General features: G+C 44.1%; 14 protein-coding genes. 6 read left to right on the forward strand and 8 right to left on the reverse strand.

Going from position 1 to position 17,454, the window contains the following annotated elements:
* Positions 1 to 151: 151 nt before the first annotated feature.
* Entirely contained in the window at positions 152 to 646 is a 495-nt protein-coding gene (gene lrp / locus KI742_RS11075; protein ID WP_005378234.1) for a leucine-responsive transcriptional regulator Lrp, read from the reverse strand.
* A 156-nt stretch (positions 647 to 802) separates the two neighbouring features.
* Here lrp and ald point away from each other — a divergent pair, with 156 nt between their 5' ends.
* Positions 803 to 1,927 carry an alanine dehydrogenase gene (gene ald, locus KI742_RS11080; RefSeq protein ID WP_005378241.1) on the forward strand — a complete coding sequence of 375 codons (1,125 nt, stop codon included), beginning with the start codon at positions 803 to 805 and terminating at the stop codon, positions 1,925 to 1,927.
* A 93-nt stretch (positions 1,928 to 2,020) separates the two neighbouring features.
* Here ald and KI742_RS11085 read toward each other — a convergent pair whose 3' ends face one another.
* Together KI742_RS11085 and cysB are read right to left on the reverse strand one after the other, a co-directional pair.
* The gene (locus tag KI742_RS11085) at positions 2,021 to 3,217 is read right to left on the reverse strand and encodes a methyltransferase (RefSeq protein WP_285386182.1); all 1,197 of its coding nucleotides are present in this window, start codon (positions 3,215 to 3,217) and stop codon (positions 2,021 to 2,023) included.
* Between the two features lie 53 nt (positions 3,218 to 3,270).
* The gene (gene cysB, locus KI742_RS11090) at positions 3,271 to 4,245 is read right to left on the reverse strand and encodes an HTH-type transcriptional regulator CysB (protein WP_005388967.1); all 975 of its coding nucleotides are present in this window, start codon (positions 4,243 to 4,245) and stop codon (positions 3,271 to 3,273) included.
* 313 nt (positions 4,246 to 4,558) lie between these two features.
* On the opposite strand from cysB, the gene KI742_RS11095 reads away from it, so the two are divergent.
* Positions 4,559 to 5,323 carry a hypothetical protein gene (locus KI742_RS11095; RefSeq protein WP_005378247.1) on the forward strand — a complete coding sequence of 255 codons (765 nt, stop codon included), beginning with the start codon at positions 4,559 to 4,561 and terminating at the stop codon, positions 5,321 to 5,323.
* 97 nt (positions 5,324 to 5,420) lie between these two features.
* Positions 5,421 to 6,191 carry a tRNA isopentenyl-2-thiomethyl-A-37 hydroxylase MiaE gene (locus KI742_RS11100; RefSeq protein ID WP_005388968.1) on the forward strand — a complete coding sequence of 257 codons (771 nt, stop codon included), beginning with the start codon at positions 5,421 to 5,423 and terminating at the stop codon, positions 6,189 to 6,191.
* Between the two features lie 125 nt (positions 6,192 to 6,316).
* Here the strand turns inward: KI742_RS11100 and KI742_RS11105 are convergent, their stop codons facing one another.
* On the reverse strand, positions 6,317 to 7,945 hold the full coding sequence (locus tag KI742_RS11105) for a methyl-accepting chemotaxis protein (RefSeq protein ID WP_285386180.1): 1,629 nt from the start codon (positions 7,943 to 7,945) through the stop codon (positions 6,317 to 6,319).
* 155 nt (positions 7,946 to 8,100) lie between these two features.
* Positions 8,101 to 8,367 (reverse strand): hypothetical protein, encoded by a 267-nt coding sequence (locus KI742_RS11110; RefSeq protein WP_005388970.1) that lies wholly within the window; start codon positions 8,365 to 8,367, stop codon positions 8,101 to 8,103.
* A gap of 291 nt (positions 8,368 to 8,658) precedes the next feature.
* On the opposite strand from KI742_RS11110, the gene KI742_RS11115 reads away from it, so the two are divergent.
* Together KI742_RS11115 and KI742_RS11120 are read left to right on the forward strand one after the other, a co-directional pair.
* Complete coding sequence (locus KI742_RS11115) at positions 8,659 to 9,987, forward strand: sphingomyelin phosphodiesterase (RefSeq protein ID WP_064353784.1); 1,329 nt, start codon at positions 8,659 to 8,661, stop codon at positions 9,985 to 9,987.
* A 285-nt stretch (positions 9,988 to 10,272) separates the two neighbouring features.
* Complete coding sequence (locus tag KI742_RS11120) at positions 10,273 to 10,782, forward strand: hypothetical protein (RefSeq protein WP_285386179.1); 510 nt, start codon at positions 10,273 to 10,275, stop codon at positions 10,780 to 10,782.
* A gap of 242 nt (positions 10,783 to 11,024) precedes the next feature.
* Here KI742_RS11120 and trpS read toward each other — a convergent pair whose 3' ends face one another.
* Entirely contained in the window at positions 11,025 to 12,047 is a 1,023-nt protein-coding gene (gene trpS, locus KI742_RS11125; protein WP_285386178.1) for a tryptophan--tRNA ligase, read from the reverse strand.
* Between the two features lie 601 nt (positions 12,048 to 12,648).
* Here trpS and KI742_RS11130 point away from each other — a divergent pair.
* Positions 12,649 to 13,605 carry an AEC family transporter gene (locus KI742_RS11130; protein WP_005388415.1) on the forward strand — a complete coding sequence of 319 codons (957 nt, stop codon included), beginning with the start codon at positions 12,649 to 12,651 and terminating at the stop codon, positions 13,603 to 13,605.
* Positions 13,606 to 13,649: 44 nt separating this feature from the next.
* Here the strand turns inward: KI742_RS11130 and KI742_RS11135 are convergent, their stop codons facing one another.
* Together KI742_RS11135 and KI742_RS11140 are read right to left on the reverse strand one after the other, a co-directional pair.
* Positions 13,650 to 14,105, reverse strand: coding sequence for a MarR family winged helix-turn-helix transcriptional regulator (locus KI742_RS11135; RefSeq protein WP_017635039.1), 456 nt, complete (start codon positions 14,103 to 14,105; stop codon positions 13,650 to 13,652).
* Between the two features lie 187 nt (positions 14,106 to 14,292).
* Positions 14,293 to 17,454 carry an efflux RND transporter permease subunit gene (locus tag KI742_RS11140; RefSeq protein WP_054577971.1) on the reverse strand — a complete coding sequence of 1,054 codons (3,162 nt, stop codon included), beginning with the start codon at positions 17,452 to 17,454 and terminating at the stop codon, positions 14,293 to 14,295.

Consider the following 17,454-nt stretch of genomic DNA (forward strand, 5'->3'; position numbering starts at 1 on the left):
AATCAACTTGAATATGGAAATGAAATAGGAAATTGCAAAACATTCCGAGCGGCATCAAGCCGCTCGGTAAATTGATTTAACCATATCAAGGAGAAAAACCCAATTACTCTCTGGCGAAAGCGGAAGCATATACCGCTTTCTTTGCAAGAAATTAACGAGTTTTGATCACAAGCTGGTTAGATTGTTTCACTTCTTCCATAACAACGTATGTGCGAGTGTCATTTACGCCAGGTAGACGTAGTAACGTATCGCCCAATAGTCGGCGGTAAGCACCCATATCTGATACACGGGTTTTAAGAAGATAGTCAAAGTCACCTGAAACAAGATGACACTCTTGTATGTCGTCTAGCTTTTGAACAGCTGAGTTAAACTGCTCAAACACATCCGGCGCACCACGGTTTAGCGTAATCTCAACGAATACTAATAGTGATGCATCCAGGAACTGCGGATTCAATAATGCAGTATACCCTGTGATATAACCCTGACGCTCTAAGCGACGTACACGCTCCAAACATGGCGTTGGAGAAAGTCCCACACGTTTTGAAAGCTCAACGTTTGAAATACGACCGTCTTTCTGCAGCTCATTAAGAATGTTGCGGTCGATACGGTCTAGTTCCTTGGACGGCTTTTTATAGTTGTCTGCCATTTTTTATTCCACCTTATTACTTCCTTGCAAAAAAATATACTACAACTTTTTAATATTTGGTGCCAAATTTTACAAATCTATAACTATACTAGTTATTAATTCGACAATAACACCCTACTAACAGTTAATACAACCATTATAGAAAGAGGATACAGGATGATCATTGGCGTACCTAAGGAAATCAAGAATCACGAATATCGTGTTGGTATGATCCCAGCTAGCGTGAGAGAACTCATCTCACATGGTCACCAAGTTTTAGTTGAGACCAATGCAGGTGCCGGCATTGGTTTTTCAGACGATGATTACATCGCTGTCGGCGCATCCATTCTCCCTCATGCTGCTGACGTATTTGCGCAAGCAGACATGATTGTAAAAGTAAAAGAACCCCAAGCAGTAGAGAGAGCAATGCTCCGCGAAGGGCAAATTTTATTTACTTATTTACACCTAGCACCAGATTTTCCACAAACTGATGAGCTAATCAAGAGCAAAGCTGTCTGTATAGCCTATGAGACTGTAACAGATAATATGGGTCGTTTGCCACTGTTAGCACCAATGTCAGAAGTGGCAGGTCGGATGTCTATCCAAGCTGGCGCGCAAACGTTGGAAAAATCGCACGGCGGTCGTGGTCTGCTCCTAGGCGGCGTACCTGGTGTTGAACCTGCAAAAGTCGTTATCGTTGGTGGTGGCGTTGTTGGTGCAAACGCTGCTCGTATGGCGGTTGGCCTTCGCGCTGACGTCACCATTCTAGACCGTAACGTAGACACACTTCGTAAGCTTGACGAAGAATTCCAAGGTCGCGCAAAAGTGGTTTATTCTACTGAAGACGCTATCGAGAAGCATGTTCTAGAAGCAGACCTTGTTATCGGTGCCGTTCTAATTCCTGGCGCAGCAGCACCTAAACTGGTCACTAAAGAGCACATTGCTAAGATGAAGCCTGGTGCGGCAGTGGTTGACGTGGCAATTGACCAAGGCGGTTGTTTCGAAACTTCACACGCGACAACTCACGCAGATCCAACTTACATCGTTGATGAAGTGGTTCACTACTGTGTAGCAAATATGCCTGGCGCAGTTGCTCGCACTTCAACATTTGCACTCAACAACGCTACACTTCCATACATCGTGAAGTTAGCAAATAAAGGCTACCGCGAAGCACTTCTAGAAGACAAAGGCTTCCTTGAAGGTCTAAACGTTATTCACGGAAAAGTAACGTGTAAAGAAGTAGCAGAAAGCTTTGACTTGGAATACGTTGAACCAACTCAAGCTATCGCTATGTTCAATTAATGACAAAATAAAACATAATTTGTCACGTTTTGTTTACAAAAGCCCACACTGAAGTGGGCTTTTTCATATAGAGCGTTTGGCTATAAAGAATAACTAAATCTTATATGCACAAATTAAAATATTTCTAGGCGTGACCGATTTAGGGCAAAACTCTGACAATCTAACACGGTAACCACGTTCTTCAAGATAAAGCACTTTGTCTAATGCGAGCCAAATCTCCAACGGACGTTGAAAAACAAGTTGCACTAAGCTCATTCTCTCCATTTGCCAGAAGCGTTGTTTGCTTAACTTTTCAAAATGAGAGAAATCGATTTCTTGAGGAAGAACAATGCCTTTTTGCTCCGCTGCCCAGCGACAGAACGATTCAAAACCATCACTTAATTGCGACTTACGGATACTCGGCACAGGCTGATACTCTGCCATCCCCAAAGCTTGTCGCGTGATCAAATCAAACCCAAGACGAAACATCATTTCCTGCTGACGATGACGACGCACGCGCTCTCCTCCCGTCACCGTTTGTTGTAATGGGATACGCAGTTCTTGCGTAGACAATGAGAGAGAAGAAGCCCTGCCCGATTCCGACATCGGCTGGTATTGTTCCGACTGAATCAAGTGGTAACAACAAGGTGATATGGTCATCGCAGCAATCCCATTTTCACTGCCGTACTGCATTAGACGAACGTGAAGGTCACCGCATGCATGCAGTGCTACTGCGTGTTGCGTTGGCTTAAACACGGCTTTCGCTTTGCTATCAAACGCGTCACCTTGAATAAACGTCATCTTCCAATGATGTTCATTGGCTGCTTGTTGCCCCGAATCGCACAGTGCTTGTTGGTATTCAAAGCTGGTTACAGGCTGATCGGTTTGCGTTGTCAGGATTCGCCCCAAGTAACCTTTACCTGAGCACCATTCTAGCCACTCTTCGCTACAGTGTTGTTGAATTGCAGCTTCACCCATCGAGCTAATTTGCTCCAACTTACGTCCCGGAATACCGTTATCTAAACCACGAGCGAGTTCCAAGCCGTTTAACGACAAAAGCTCTAAATGAGTCAGTTCTGCGAGTTGTTCAAGCTCAGGCAAAAACGGACTAAGTGCTTTTAACGCGAGTTCTGGTGCTGCTTTGTATTCTTCGATTTGAGAGGGAGTAAGAGACGCTAGCCATTGGCACAGTCGAGGATGTTGCTCCTGCCAAGGTAATGATGTGTGAATGCTGCTTTTAAAAGGCTCGAATCGCCACAAAGATTGGTTTTCGATTAAGCAGTCATTAATAAATTGAAATTGCGTTTTCATAGCTCCCCCTACAACGAGCGCATTGTAGAGGGAATCGAAACATCAATGAAGTGTTATCTCACCGGAAGCTCGATGTCTTTAAACATCTCTTCGATTTCTGCATTAGACTTCAACGAAATCGCCTGCTCAACCACTGGACGCGTTAAGTGCGGTGCAAAACGCTCCATAAAATCGAACATGTAAGAGCGTAAGAATGTACCACGGCGGAAGCCGATGCTCGTGGTGCTCGCGCCAAACAAATGGCTCGCATCTATTGCAACCAAGTCACCGTCCTGCTCTTCATCCACAGCCATGCTTGCAATCACACCCACACCAATACCCATACGAACGTAAGTTTTAATGACGTCTGCATCAGTTGCCGTGAACACCACTCGCGGGGTTAAACCTTCGCGGTTGAATGCTGTATCCAGCTCTGAACGGCCAGTAAAACCGAACACGTAAGTGACTAATGGGTAAGCGGCAAGATCACTGATCGTTACTTTGTCTTTCTTCGCTAGTGGGTGGTCTTTAGGCACAACTATTGAACGATTCCAGTGATAACAAGGCAGCATGATGGCATCTTGATATAAGTGAAGAGCTTCTGTCGCAATCGCAAAATTCGCTGTGCCTTTAGCTATCGCCTCAGACATTTGTGATGGTGTACCTTGGTGCATGTGTAACGACACTTTTGGATAACGAGAAGTAAAACCTTTGATGACATCTGGCAGTGCATAACGAGCCTGCGTATGTGTCGTGGTGATATTCAGCGTCCCCATTTCTGGATGGGTGTGCTCTCCAGCCACCGCTTTGATACTTTCTACACGAGCGAGAATTTCTTGAGAGATACGTACAATTTCTTCTCCAGCTGGCGTCACTTGCGTTAAGTGCTTACCGCTACGTTCAAAAATCTGAATACCTAACTCATCTTCCAGCAACCGAACCTGTTTACTAATACCTGGCTGAGAGGTATATAAGCTTTCCGCCGTTGCAGATACATTCAGATTATGGTTTACAACCTCAACAATATACTTCAGCTGCTGCAGTTTCATCGTAATCCCTTACTTATTCATGAGAGAGTTTATTGGCCACTCAAGCGAGCGATATAATAATTAGTTATAACGCGTTCAAATCGAAATGAACAGCAATTTCTAACTTATACCTCAATCACATACTAATAATCTTCAAGCAAGAAACAATATGCACAAAGTTGAGCCAATAAATGACCGAAGTTCTATGATGTGACTTCTATCAGTAACTAAAACGTGGGAGAGACAAAATAATCAAACAAATAAGGTGCCGAGTAAGATAAGATTCATGTATTCTTTAACGCTAGCCGCAGAAAAGTAAAGCAGACGCAAAGATATGAATATTGGTTTAATAATCGCTTTGGTAGCCATCCTACTGGTGTTAATCCTAGGCTATAACATTATGTTGCAATATAAGGTTAAAGTTGAAACCGCAAAAAGGCAGGAATCAGCGCGATATGTAGCCTTGATAGATGGTACTGAAGAGTTGATTGGTCATGCGCACCATATCCCTTTTAGTAAAGAGCTGTTGCTGTGTCTAAACAATCGTATTCTTGACGCGCTAGAGAGCATGCATGAGCTAGACCCGAAGAACAAGCAACTTGCTCAACGTATCGAAAATATGAAGCAGCAGATTACGCAGCTAAAAGAGAATGGTCCTACTGGCGAGAGTACCACTTTCAAGATGCCGAGTAGTGATAAACAAGCTATCGTCATGCTTAAGCTGGTTAAACGACTTCGCGACACTATCCGTAACGAGCACAACAAAGGCCGATTGGATACCCAGACTTACGTCACCGAAAATGCGCGCTTGGAAACGATGCAAATTCGCATCAACATTGAAAATGTCATCAAAAGAGCAAACGACTCTATCGCTCGTGGCCAACCAGGCACCGCGCTTCAACTGCTGCGTAAAGGTATCGATGCTTTGAGCACTAAGAGCGATCCTTATTCTATTCAAGCGAAACAAAAGCTTGAAGAGATGTTGGGTGACTTAGATAAAAAGCGCCAAGATAAAAGCGATGCCGAAATGCAGCAGATTGCTGACAAAGAGCGTGACAATGACATGGAAGCACTCTTCGGCGAGAAGAAAAAGTGGTAACATTCACTTCAGGTCAAGAAAGGCTGCAATTGCAGCCTTTTTTCTATCCGCAAGACAACGGATATGCCCAATAAAAATGTGAAGTACTAAAACTAAAATGATGAATCTAGACGCCTATCAAGATCTTCTTGCTCCCATTAACCAATTTCTGCAATGCAGTACACCTGATGAATGGGTAGAGGAAGCAAAGAAACCAGAGAACCTTCAAACCATTTTGTTAGACCACCTACTGTGCGAACTAAAAGCTGGCCAATCTGCCATGTTTTTAATTCGTAAGTATGCCGTTGACCAATCCAGTTCACATGCTCTACTTGACTGGTTTAAGCCCTACGAAGATTTTGCTTACCGTAACGTAGGCTCATTGGAAACTTTAAAAGGCAAGAGCAATATTTCTAAGTCAATCATGGCTAAGTCCGACTCACCATACAGCCAAGATTTGATCGATAAGATGGTGCTTTTGATAAAAGAGGAGTTACACCACTTTTATCAAGTTTTAGAGATCATGGAAAGTCGTGGAATTGAGTATAAAAATATTCCAGCAAGTCGCTATGCTAAAGGACTGATTTCGCATATGAAGACTCATGAGCCGGAAACGCTGATCGATAAACTCATCATTGGTGCGTACATCGAAGCCCGATCTTGTGAGCGTTTTGCCAAACTAGCACCACATATGGATGACGATATCGCAAAGTTCTACATTTCTTTATTACGTTCAGAAGCACGCCATTACCAGGATTATCTTGTATTAGCGGAGCAAATCGCAGGCAAAGATATCAGCGAGCGCATCGCCTACTTTGGACGTATAGAGGCAGATTTAATTTCTACGCCAGATACAGATTTTAAGTTTCACAGTGGTATTCCAGCCTAGCGAGCATATTCTCCCAAGGTTGAGCATACTCTGAACTTATATAGACAGAGAATAAATAAGCCGGACATTTCGTCCGGCTTATTTATTGTAGCAATGAGGTTAGGAATAAAGCTGAAACACAACAACTAGAGCTGGAATGAACCCATTCGAGTTTTCAAGTTGTGCGCTAGGCTACTAATCTGCTGACAAGCCACAGCCGTTTGTGAAGCTCCCTCAGCCATCTCTGTTGAAGCACTATTAATATGCTCCACACTGCGATTCAGCTCTTCGGATACAGAATTCTGCTCACTGCACGCCGTTGCGATTTGTGTGCTCATTTGCGCTATGTTATCGACAGAATGTTCAATTTCTTTTATCTGGCTATCAGCATCATTAACTTGCTCAACACACTGAGAAATACCCTCCTGACAATCACGGCTTGAATGCCCTATTTTACTGCTGCTCTCTTGTAGCTGATTAACAATTTCCACAATTTGTGAAGTGGAGTCTTGAGTGCGTTGCGCCAGAGAACGAACCTCATCTGCCACAACAGCAAACCCACGTCCTTGTTCGCCAGCCCGAGCGGCTTCAATTGCAGCGTTCAGTGCTAACAAGTTTGTTTGCTCGGCAATCCCGCGGATCACATCGACGACCACATTGATATTGTTTGAGCTCGATTCAAGCTCACGTGCCAGTTCATCTGACTCTTGGATCGTATGTGATACACGCTCAATTACTGCGATAGTTTGTTGTAACGTCGCCGTTCCTTGCTTTGCCACTTCCGCAGCCGAATAAGCAGAGGTTGCGCCAACTTCGGTATTTTGTGCCACTTCACTTACAGCAGCTTGCATCTCTGTCATCGCAGAAGCCACCGAGCTAAGTTCAATTTGTTGATTTTGCATACCAGAGGCGGTCTGAGAAGAAATAGCACTCACTTCCTCTACTGCTGCCGTTAGCTGAATCGTTGAGTCATTAATCTCAGAAACCAGCGAATGTAAGTTTGTTTGCATACCGACAAGCTCTTTAAGCAACGTTCCTAACTCGTCTTTGCTCAATTCACTTTCGTCGATTTGATTATTCAATTGACCCTTGGCGATTTTAGAAGCGAATTCCAATGCTCGATCAACAGGCCCGCAAATGACTCGAGAAAGCAACATGGCAGACATTACCATGACCAATGCGACGACGAGCGCACCAACAGCAGCGCTGTATTGTGTAAATGCCGCTTCACTTTGTACTTCTTCACCAATCAAATTCACCAACTCATCGTTCAACGCGAGGGTATTATCCAAGCTGCTCAACGCTTTTGAGTAGGTATCGAAACTCGATAAAATCACATCATTTGCACTTTCAGCATCACCTTGGCTTAGCAGTACGTTGTAAGTCTTCGTTTCTTTGATGTATTGATTCCAAGTTTCTTTAAAAACGCTAAAAGACTGCGTTTCACGCTTATTAAGGTCGAGCTTTTCGTATTCTGCAATACCAGCCTGCACATCAGAACGCCATTGGTCGAGGCCTTTTAACCACTCACCAATTTTGGGGTGATTTGCGTTTGGCAATAAAGAGAACTCATCTTTACGCACTTTAGTAATATCAACTTGGATACCTTTCAAAATCGCAACAGAAGGTAAACTTTTATCTGTTAACACTGAGATGTCTTTATTCAGTGTTAACAAACCTTGCACCAACATTACTGACACTAAACCAAACACGGCAAAAACGGTTAAATAACTAACCGATATTTTCTTTACGACACTTAAGTCTTTAATACGCATGCACTTTCTCCCCGCAGCCTTTCCAAACCTCTCACTTAAGTGAAAGCTTAACCTCTAAAACACACTGTTTTTTGCGCTCGATATCATTGAACGCTCTTATATACATCGGCTTGAGAGATCAAATCTTGACCAGTAATTGATAGTTTTATCACATGCTATTTTAGAGATAGGCTCGTATGCTCCGTATTGTGTCTACATCTTTTCATGAGCGCTTCTCGGCGCAGATCCAAGATCTCATCGATGAGCTTTTCTTTCGCATTTATCCCAAAATGCTGGGCATAATTTTTTACTTTTGCTATCTCATTAGGTTGCAAGCGGTACACCTCTTTCTTTAAACGCGCTTCTGCTTCACTTCTAATCAAACCTTGCTCTTGTAACAATTTAATGATGGTTTCATCGGTTGGATTTACTGCTCTAGCCATGGTGCTCCATCTATCAATTTGAGTTCTAGCCATATAGCTAGATGAATGACGCCGCACAACTTATAGAGCAAAGATGACAGCTTGATTGCAGTGAATGCAATTCGTTGACTGTTGGTACTATTTTCCACCGCTTTAACGGCCACACACTCAATATCCCCATTCTCACCATTGAATAAAGATCACATTCTGATAACAATTTTCAGCGCTGGCTTAGATGTCATCCATATTTAACGTGCAAGTAACATTTATAAACAAGAATGATTGCTCTAGTTCAAATGATGGAAAAATAAGATGAAATTTTCGCAGTGGAGCCTTTTATTAAGTAGCTTGATAGCGTTACCCAGCATTGCAGATACCGACGTTTACCTAACGAATAACTCTGAGCAACCGTTAACTATTCAAGTAAAACATGAAGGCAGTGATTTGCTTCAATACGGAGAAGAATGGCAACAACATGTGCAGGTACTTGGTCCGTGGGAAACTAAATCTGTATTAAGCTTCAACCGCTGGGAGGGCGTGAAATCAAATCAAACTTACCGTTTTGAAACGGTGGTTTCTAGCCCCGAAGGTGAAAGCATAACACTCAATCAAATAATGGAAGGCCATTGGTACAATTCGACCATTGAATACGGCTTGTCCGCAGCCGATGTCGAGTTATCTCTCAAAGATGATCGTAACATTCATCGTGCCAACACTAACGCTTTTGGTACGAGAGAAACCGAACTGGCATTTAAGTCAGACAGTACCGCTCGATATGATGATCTTTACTACACCATCACGCCAAGCAAGGTAGCGGAGTCTGTCGACAACGAAGAACAAAACCTTAAGTTGATGACTTATAACATCTGGGCGTTGACGGCTATTGCATCGCACATTGGAGATCGTTACGAACTGATTCCTCAACATGTAAAAGGTTACGATGTTTTGGCGCTGCAAGAGGTGTTTGCCAGCGGTCGTGAAGCATTCTTACGTGAGTTAGCCAAGGAATATCCTTACCAAACAAAGATGTTAGATAAAGAAGGCGTTAATATTCATGATGGTGGCGTAATCATAGTTAGTCGCTACCCTATCGTGAATGAAGCGCAATATGTCTTTCCTGATTGCTCTGGTACAGACTGCTTTGCCGATAAAGGCGTAAATTATGCGGAAATAATTAAAGGAGGTCAGGCTTACCATGTGTTTGCTACCCATACCGCATCTTTCGATACAGACACCGCCCGTGAGTATCGTCAGCGCCAGTTCAAACAAATCCGCGCACTCGCCCAATCTCTTGACATTCCTTCGAGCGAAACTGTGGTATACAGCGGCGACTTTAACGTAAACAAAAGAAAGTTCCCTGGTGACTACCAACAAATGATCGCTAACTTAAGCGCCATAGAGCCTCAGTACTCTGGTTACACGGAGTCAACCTTTGATCCCCGTATCAATAACTTTGCAGGTGAAGCGTTATCAGGTGGCGAAAACGTGGAATACCTTGACTATGTTATGGTGAGTAGTGAATACGGGGTGAAATCATTCAATGACAACCGTGTAGACGTGCCGCGCACAACCGCAGAGAGTTTATGGAAACACTACAACCTTTCTGACCATTTCCCAGTAAGCGCAACAATCAAGCCATGAAGAAAATCGCTTTGATAATCATGTCCGCCATTATGGCGGGCATGATATTTTTAACTTTCAATCACGATGTTCAAAAAAAAAGAGCTCGCTTCCTCTCCTTCCCCTAAGACAAAAAATCAGAGTGTCTCCAGTACCTCACCACAAACAAGCAGCATCGTGCCCGATACGGATACTTCACCACAAACAACTAAGCTCCCTTCCACAGTTCAAATAACGACTGAGCGATTAACTCAACTCAAAGGCAGGAAACTTGTCGCCCAACTTGAGACGTTTTGGCAAGAGTGTATGTTGAACCGTAGTTGTGAAGAGCAGGTCGCCTTGTTTGAGGCGCATTTATCTTCAGCTCGATTCCAGCTTTTGGCGAACTACCCTCAGCTCAGCAGCCAATGGCAAGAGAGTGTAGGAAATTTGTTATTTGATGAGCAACAATCACTGGCGTCGCGTATTGCACAGCTGAAGAACGAAGCAAGAAGCATCTGGGGAGAATTGGCTGATGTTGTTTTCGCGGATGAGTTCGCGCTGTACGATTGCAACTTAGAAGCCCAAAAGCTGGACACTCAAAGCCCAGATAACTTTTTGCGATCTTTCGAGCAACTCACCATTGACTGGCAAGAACATGCAGATGCTATCGGGCTAACAAGCGACCAGGAAAAATATGAGCGTGCAGTCGCCCTGATACCCAATAGCATGAGCTTTCCAGATCGCCAAACTATCATCGCAGAGCTGCAAAAAACTTACTTAACGAAGGACGAAAGCGAAGAGATTCATGCTCGTCAGCAGCAAATTACAGAGTAAAAAAAACAAGTCAAAGATTATCAACAAGCATTACAACAACTTGAGTCCAAGCTAAGAACGCAAAGAGCTTCTAGCCATTCAAATTTGTCAGAACCGGAATGGCAAAGCTATTACCAACAAGAAGTCGCGGATTTTCGTCGTGAATTTTTTTCTTCTTAACAATGCGCTTTGACTGGCTGGGAACTTAAAAAGGCACGTTGCTAACCAGCCGCGTGCCTTATGTTCAACTCTCTACTTTTAATTCAGAATAAATTTAAACCAAATACATCTTTCACATCAAATAGCACTTTTTCGGTTTTCTCGCGAGAACGCTCACTACCTTGTTTTAAAATATCAATCAGCTGCGCTTTATCATCCAAATACATAGCGCGCTTTTCTCGAATAGGGCGAAGCATCTCTTGTAAGCATTCTTCTAACACTTTCTTGGTCAAACCATCACCTAACCCACCTCGTCGATAATGGTCTTTTAGCTGTTCGACATAATTTTTATCAGGATGAAAAGCATCGAGGTAGATGAATACAATATTCCCTTCGACTTGGCCAGGGTCCTCAATTTTCAGATGATTGGGATCGGTATACATAGATTTCACTGCCGCGGAAATCTCCTTTTCGGAGGCCCCTAAGTTGATTGCGTTCCCCATGCTTTTAGACATCTTATTTTTACCGTCAGTACTCGGCAAACGAGGTGCATCGCTAAGTAATGGACGGCATTCTCTAAGAACCTCTTTTCCACCCAGATGGTTTATTTTTCTCACGATTTCATTAGTTTGCTCTAACATTGGCAGTTGGTCATCACCCACTGGTACTAGCGTCGCATGAAACCCCGTAATATCAGCAGCTTGAGAAATTGGATACGTTAAAAAGCCTGCGGGAATAGAGCGTTCAAAACCTTTACTCTGAATCTCATTTTTAACCGTAGGGTTTCGCTCTAATCGTGCGATAGAAACTAGATTACTGTAATACATTGTCAACTCGGCTAACGCTGGAATTTGAGACTGCAACGTGATCGTAGTTTGAGCGGGGTTGATACCAACAGCCAAATAATCTGCAACGACATTGAGAATATTAGAGGATACCTTTGATGGATTATGCGCGTTATCCGTCAACCCTTGCATGTCCGCGACCAAGATTGTTTGCTCGTGCTCCGTTTGCAATTTGACTCGTTGTTGCAATGAACCAATATAGTGCCCTAGGTGTAATGGACCTGTTGCTCGATCTCCGGTAAGTATAATTTCACGCTGAGATGTGTTTTTATGGGTATTCATATTTGTCTCCAAGTATTTAATAGATCGCTACTGGAGATAAAAAGATCAAACACTCTTAGCTACCATCCAGCAGCTTAAGAATGTAAGTATTCCGCGCCGCTCTATTTAGAGCGCCACCAAGAGAAGGTTGTTAATGAAGGGCGAACGTGTATTTTCATGTTTTTTAAACTAACAGCACATACCGCAGAACTCAATCTGTTTTGTACTGAATTAGTGTGAGTGTTCCAACAGCCAATTAATAGGATTACATTGGTAAAGACATCGCAATGACCAAAACCGCACCAAATACCGAACCAGAGACAAACGCACACAGTACAGTTTTGTTGTGTTTCCTTTTCATTGATGAACTCCTATCCATAACTACGATGACCAGCCCTCACATCTAATACGCATGTGGATGCATCACGACAACGAGTTAACCAACATATCGCACGTAGGACCAGTACCGCTTTGTTAAATTGGGACCTCGTCCATAACTTGGAGTGTAAATGACTCCGGAACCTACAACAGAAGAAAATTTCATCACGTTACTGTCCTACCCTCCGGGTTTGTGGCTTAATAGGCAACAGGAACACTTTTTTCTTTTGCTGCGGATACTTACATGGAAGCTGTTTTACATCAGTTGCAATTCTCTTTGTCGATAACCGGACCTATCTGTTTGATGTTGGTACTTGGCGTTCTTTTTAAGCGCTTTGGTCTAATCAACGATAATTTTATCGAAGTAGGCTCTAAGCTGGTGTTTCAAGTTACCTTGCCTGCGATGTTATTTGTCAGCATTGTGGCTTCAGAACACGACTTTTCCGCGGCAAGTGGATTCGTCAATTTCGGCGTCATCGCTAGTATTTCGTTTTTCATTTTCACCTACCTTTCCGTCAAACTTCTGTTCAAAGCATCGCCTGATCAAGGCGTTCTCATCCAAGGTGGGTTCCGAGCAAATACAGGTATTATTGGTATCGCTTACGTTGCCAATGCGTATGGTTCTCAAGGTGTGGCGCTAGCAGCGCTCTATGTCGCGGTCACCACATTTATTTATAACGTCCAAGCGGTAATTTGCTTATCGCCCAAGGGGGCAACGTCTGCCTCGCAAGCAGCAAAGATGATGGGCCGAACACTGACTAGGAATCCGCTCATAATCTCCATTGTTCTAGGAATGGCTTTTTATTTACTCGCTATTCCAGTACCGAATGTGGTTATTGACGCAGGAGACTACTTGTCCAAAATGACATTGCCTTTGGCGCTGTTGTGTACGGGTGGCTCACTTGACTTTAGCTTGATGAGAAAAGAGAAAGGTCCATCTTGGTTTGCGAGCAGTTACAAGCTCATCGTAGCGCCAGTCATCATCACCATGGGAGCTTACTTAGTAGGATTTCGAGGAATTGAGCTAGGTATTCTTTTCTTTATGAACGCCTCTCCAGTCGCTGCTGCCAGCTATGTCATGGCGCGTTCCATGGGAGGCAATGCCACGTTAGCTGCAAATATCATCGCACTCACTACGGTGCTTTCTACCGTGACCTGTACGTTGGGCATCCTATTTCTTAAGTTCTACAACTTAATATAATTGGCCAGCGATAAAATAAAGACGCTAGACGGCATTGATGTCAGTTACTGGTCGTGATTCGCAAAAGTGAGCTTTCTTACCAGACGAAAAAATTCACTCGCTTCAGATTCCGACAAACAAGAAAAAAACTCTTTCTGTAAATTCGTCATGATTTGATGAACTTGCTTTAAAGCATTTGCCCCCTCTTTTGTCATGCTTAGCATTTTAAGGCGCTGATTCGATTTACTTTTAGAAACTTGAACAAACCCTCTCTTTTCCAGATTGTCCACCATCCGCTTTGCTACACTTCGCTCAGTTCGAACCGCATCAGCCAACGCTTGCTGGCTCATAGGTTGAAATTCTTCTAAAGCGGCCAGTGCACTTGCCATTTCTAGTGTCATCAAATTTTGCCGAGAGAGCTCGGCTTGGGCACGATTGCGGTACATGCGCTGCATCACACCGCAGACAAACATAGGGCTTTGATCCAAAACGGAAATTGGGGAAATTTTCTGATCTTTCATCGTCGTTTTTCTTCTTTAGGCTTTCATTCGGCCGAAAAGGCTGTGCTGATACTGCACACAACACGCCGTCTTTCAGGCTCGCGTCATAGACGGTAACCACCAAGTGAAAACATAAAATAAAGAGCGCCGAAGCGCCCTTTAATCGTGTTAATTATCACTAGTATAACTCAGTTAAAACAACCAAGTCCTACTCGCTTTGCTGACTGGGTTTAGTGCTGGTCTCAGACAACTCTGCCTCCGACTCTTTTCTCGCACGTCGATCAAACAATCGCTCAACCACTACAAAGAAGATTGGGACGAAGAATATACCCAATATCGTGGCACTGATCATGCCACCAAGTACGCCGGTACCTACTGCGTTTTGACCTGCCGATCCCACACCTGAACTGATAGCAAGTGGTACCACACCCAAACCAAAAGCAAGCGATGTCATGATAATTGGGCGCAGACGAACACGAACGGCATGCAGGGTTGCTTCGATAAGGCCAGCGCCTTTCTCGTAGTAATCTTTCGCAAACTCAACAATCAGAATCGCGTTTTTAGTTGCCAAGCCGACCGTCGTTAATAAACTCACCTGGAAGAACACATCGTTATCCATACTGCGCGTCATTACCGCAAGCACAGCACCAAGCACACCAAGAGGAACAACTAACACCACGGCGAAAGGTACTGACCAACTTTCATACAAAGCGGCAAGAACTAAGAATACGACGAGGATAGATAGCGCATATAGCATTGGCGCTTGGTTTCCGGAAAGGCGCTCTTCATACGAAATACCATTCCAGTTCACCGTGAAACCTTCTGGTAGCTTTTCTACCATTGCTTCAATTTCTTCCATGGCTTCACCAGTACTTACACCAGGAGCTGCACCGCCTTGAATATTCATTGCTGGCAAACCATCAAAGCGCTGCAAAAGAGGAGAACCATAGGTCCACTCGCCACTCGCAAAAGCAGAGAAAGGCACCATCTCTCCCTTAGCGTTGCGTACGTACCATGAATCGAAGTCTTTTGGCTGCATGCGGTATTCCGCATCACTTTGCACCATCACTTTCTTCACACGACCGCGGTCAATATAATCGTTAATGTAAGCCCCGCCCCATGCAGCTGACAGGATTTGGTTTACGTCATTGATACTGACATCCAAAGCACGAAGTTTGACGTGGTCAATGTTCACTTTGTACATTGGCGCATCTGCCTGACCGTTTGGACGAACACCGACAAGTTTCGGGTTTTGTGCAGCCATGCCCAGAAGTTGCCCTTGAGCCGCAACTAATGCATCGTGCCCTTTATTCAACGAGTCTTGGAGATAGAAATCGAAACCTGTCGAGTTACCTAGCTCTTGAATCGCTGGAGGGGCGAACGCAAACACCAAAGCTTCTTTAATGGTAGAGAAGTACCCCATCGCTCGGCCCGTAATGGAAGCGGCATCAGCACCCGGCGCTTCACGCTCAGACCAATCTTTCAGACCGATAAATGCCATCCCCATGTTTTGGCCTTGGCCTGCGAAACTAAATCCAGCAACGGAGAAGACAGATTTTACATTGTCTTTTTCGTCTACTAGGTAAAAGTCACGCATTTTCTCAAGTGTTTTTTCCGTCTGTTCTTGTGTTGAGTTAGGCGGCAAAATAGCCATTGAGAATACTGTGCCTTGGTCTTCATCTGGCAAAAATGACGTTGGAAGGTTCATAAATAACCAGCCAGCACCTGCACTCATTGCCAAAAATACAACCAACATGCGACCTGTGCGTTTTAGAAGTTTGGCAACGCCGGTTTCATAGCCTGCTGTCATCGCATCAAACTTGCGGTTAAACCAGCCAAAGAAGCCTTTCTTCTCTAGAAGCTCAGCATCGCCTTTTTTCAGCAATGTAGCACACAATGCCGGAGTCAGAATTATCGCAACCAAAACGGAAAGCGTCATAGCCGCCACAATAGTTATCGAAAACTGACGGTAAATAACCCCGGTAGAACCAGACATAAACGCCATAGGGACGAATACCGCTGAAAGCGTCAAACCGACACCAATCAGGGCACCAGTAATCTGTCCCATCGATTTTTTGGTCGCTTCTTTGGGCTCTAAACCATCTTCATGCATCACACGCTCGACGTTTTCTACCACAACGATGGCATCATCCACCAGCAAACCGATAGCCAGAACCATCGCGAACATGGTTAACGTGTTTACACTAAATCCAGTCGCGTACAAAATAGCGAAGGTTCCGAGCAATACGACAGGCACTGCGATCGTTGGAATGATCGTCGCACGGAAGTTCTGCAAGAACAGGTACATGATTAAGAACACAAGAAGAATGGCTTCTAATAGCGTTTTAACCACTTCTTGAATCGAGGCTTTGACGAATGGCGTTGTTTCAAATGGGTAAGCAATCTGCAACCCTTCTGGGAACGTTGCACTCAGTTGTTCTAAGCGCTCTTTTACCGCATTGGCTGTCTCAAGCGCGTTTGCGCCAGTACCTAATGAAATACCTAACCCCGATGCTGGGAAGCCATTATATTGGCCTCGAATATCATAACTTTCTGCACCACGCTCAACGCGAGCTACATCTTTCAAATAAACATTCGAACCACTGGCGTCGGACTTAAGAATGATGTCTTGGAACTCTTCTACACTGCTCAAACGACTTGCAGAAGAAATCGTAGCATTCAACAACTGACCCTCCTGCGCAGGTGCCGCACCAAGTTGACCTGAAGAAACTTGCGCGTTCTGTTCACTGATTGCATTTGCTACGTCGATCGCGGTCAAGTTGAACTGCGTAAGCTTAAAAGGGTCCAGCCAAACTCGCATCGCATACTGCGCACCAAACGCCTGCACTTGTCCTACGCCAGTTACACGACTTATCGGGTCTTGAATATTCGTTACAACAAAGTCGCCGATATCGTTTTCTGTAAAGTCTGGATCTTCAGAATAAACTGCGACAACCATGAGAAATGCCGTATTGGATTTATTTACGACAATACCTTGGTTTTGTACCTCCATCGGTAATGAAGTCAATGCCAATTGCAGTTTGTTCTGCACCTGTACTTGCGCGATATCAGGGTCAGCTTCGCTATCAAACGTCAGGGTAATTGTCGCATTACCAAATGCATCACTGCTCGATGATAGGTAGCGAAGGTAATCTAATCCTGTCATGTTTTGCTCGATAACCTGCGTTACCGAGTCTTCAACGGTTTTTGCAGATGCACCTGGATAGCGAGCACTGATGGTGATCGTCGTCGGTGAAATCGTTGGGTATTGCGAGACGGGTAAATTGAATAATGACATTACCCCCGCCAACATCGTTAGAATCGCGAGAACCCAAGCAAATACCGGACGATCGATAAAAAATCGTGCCAT

The organism is Vibrio sp. D417a (assembly GCF_030248595.1).
Classification (GTDB): Bacteria; Pseudomonadota; Gammaproteobacteria; order Enterobacterales; family Vibrionaceae; genus Vibrio; species Vibrio alginolyticus.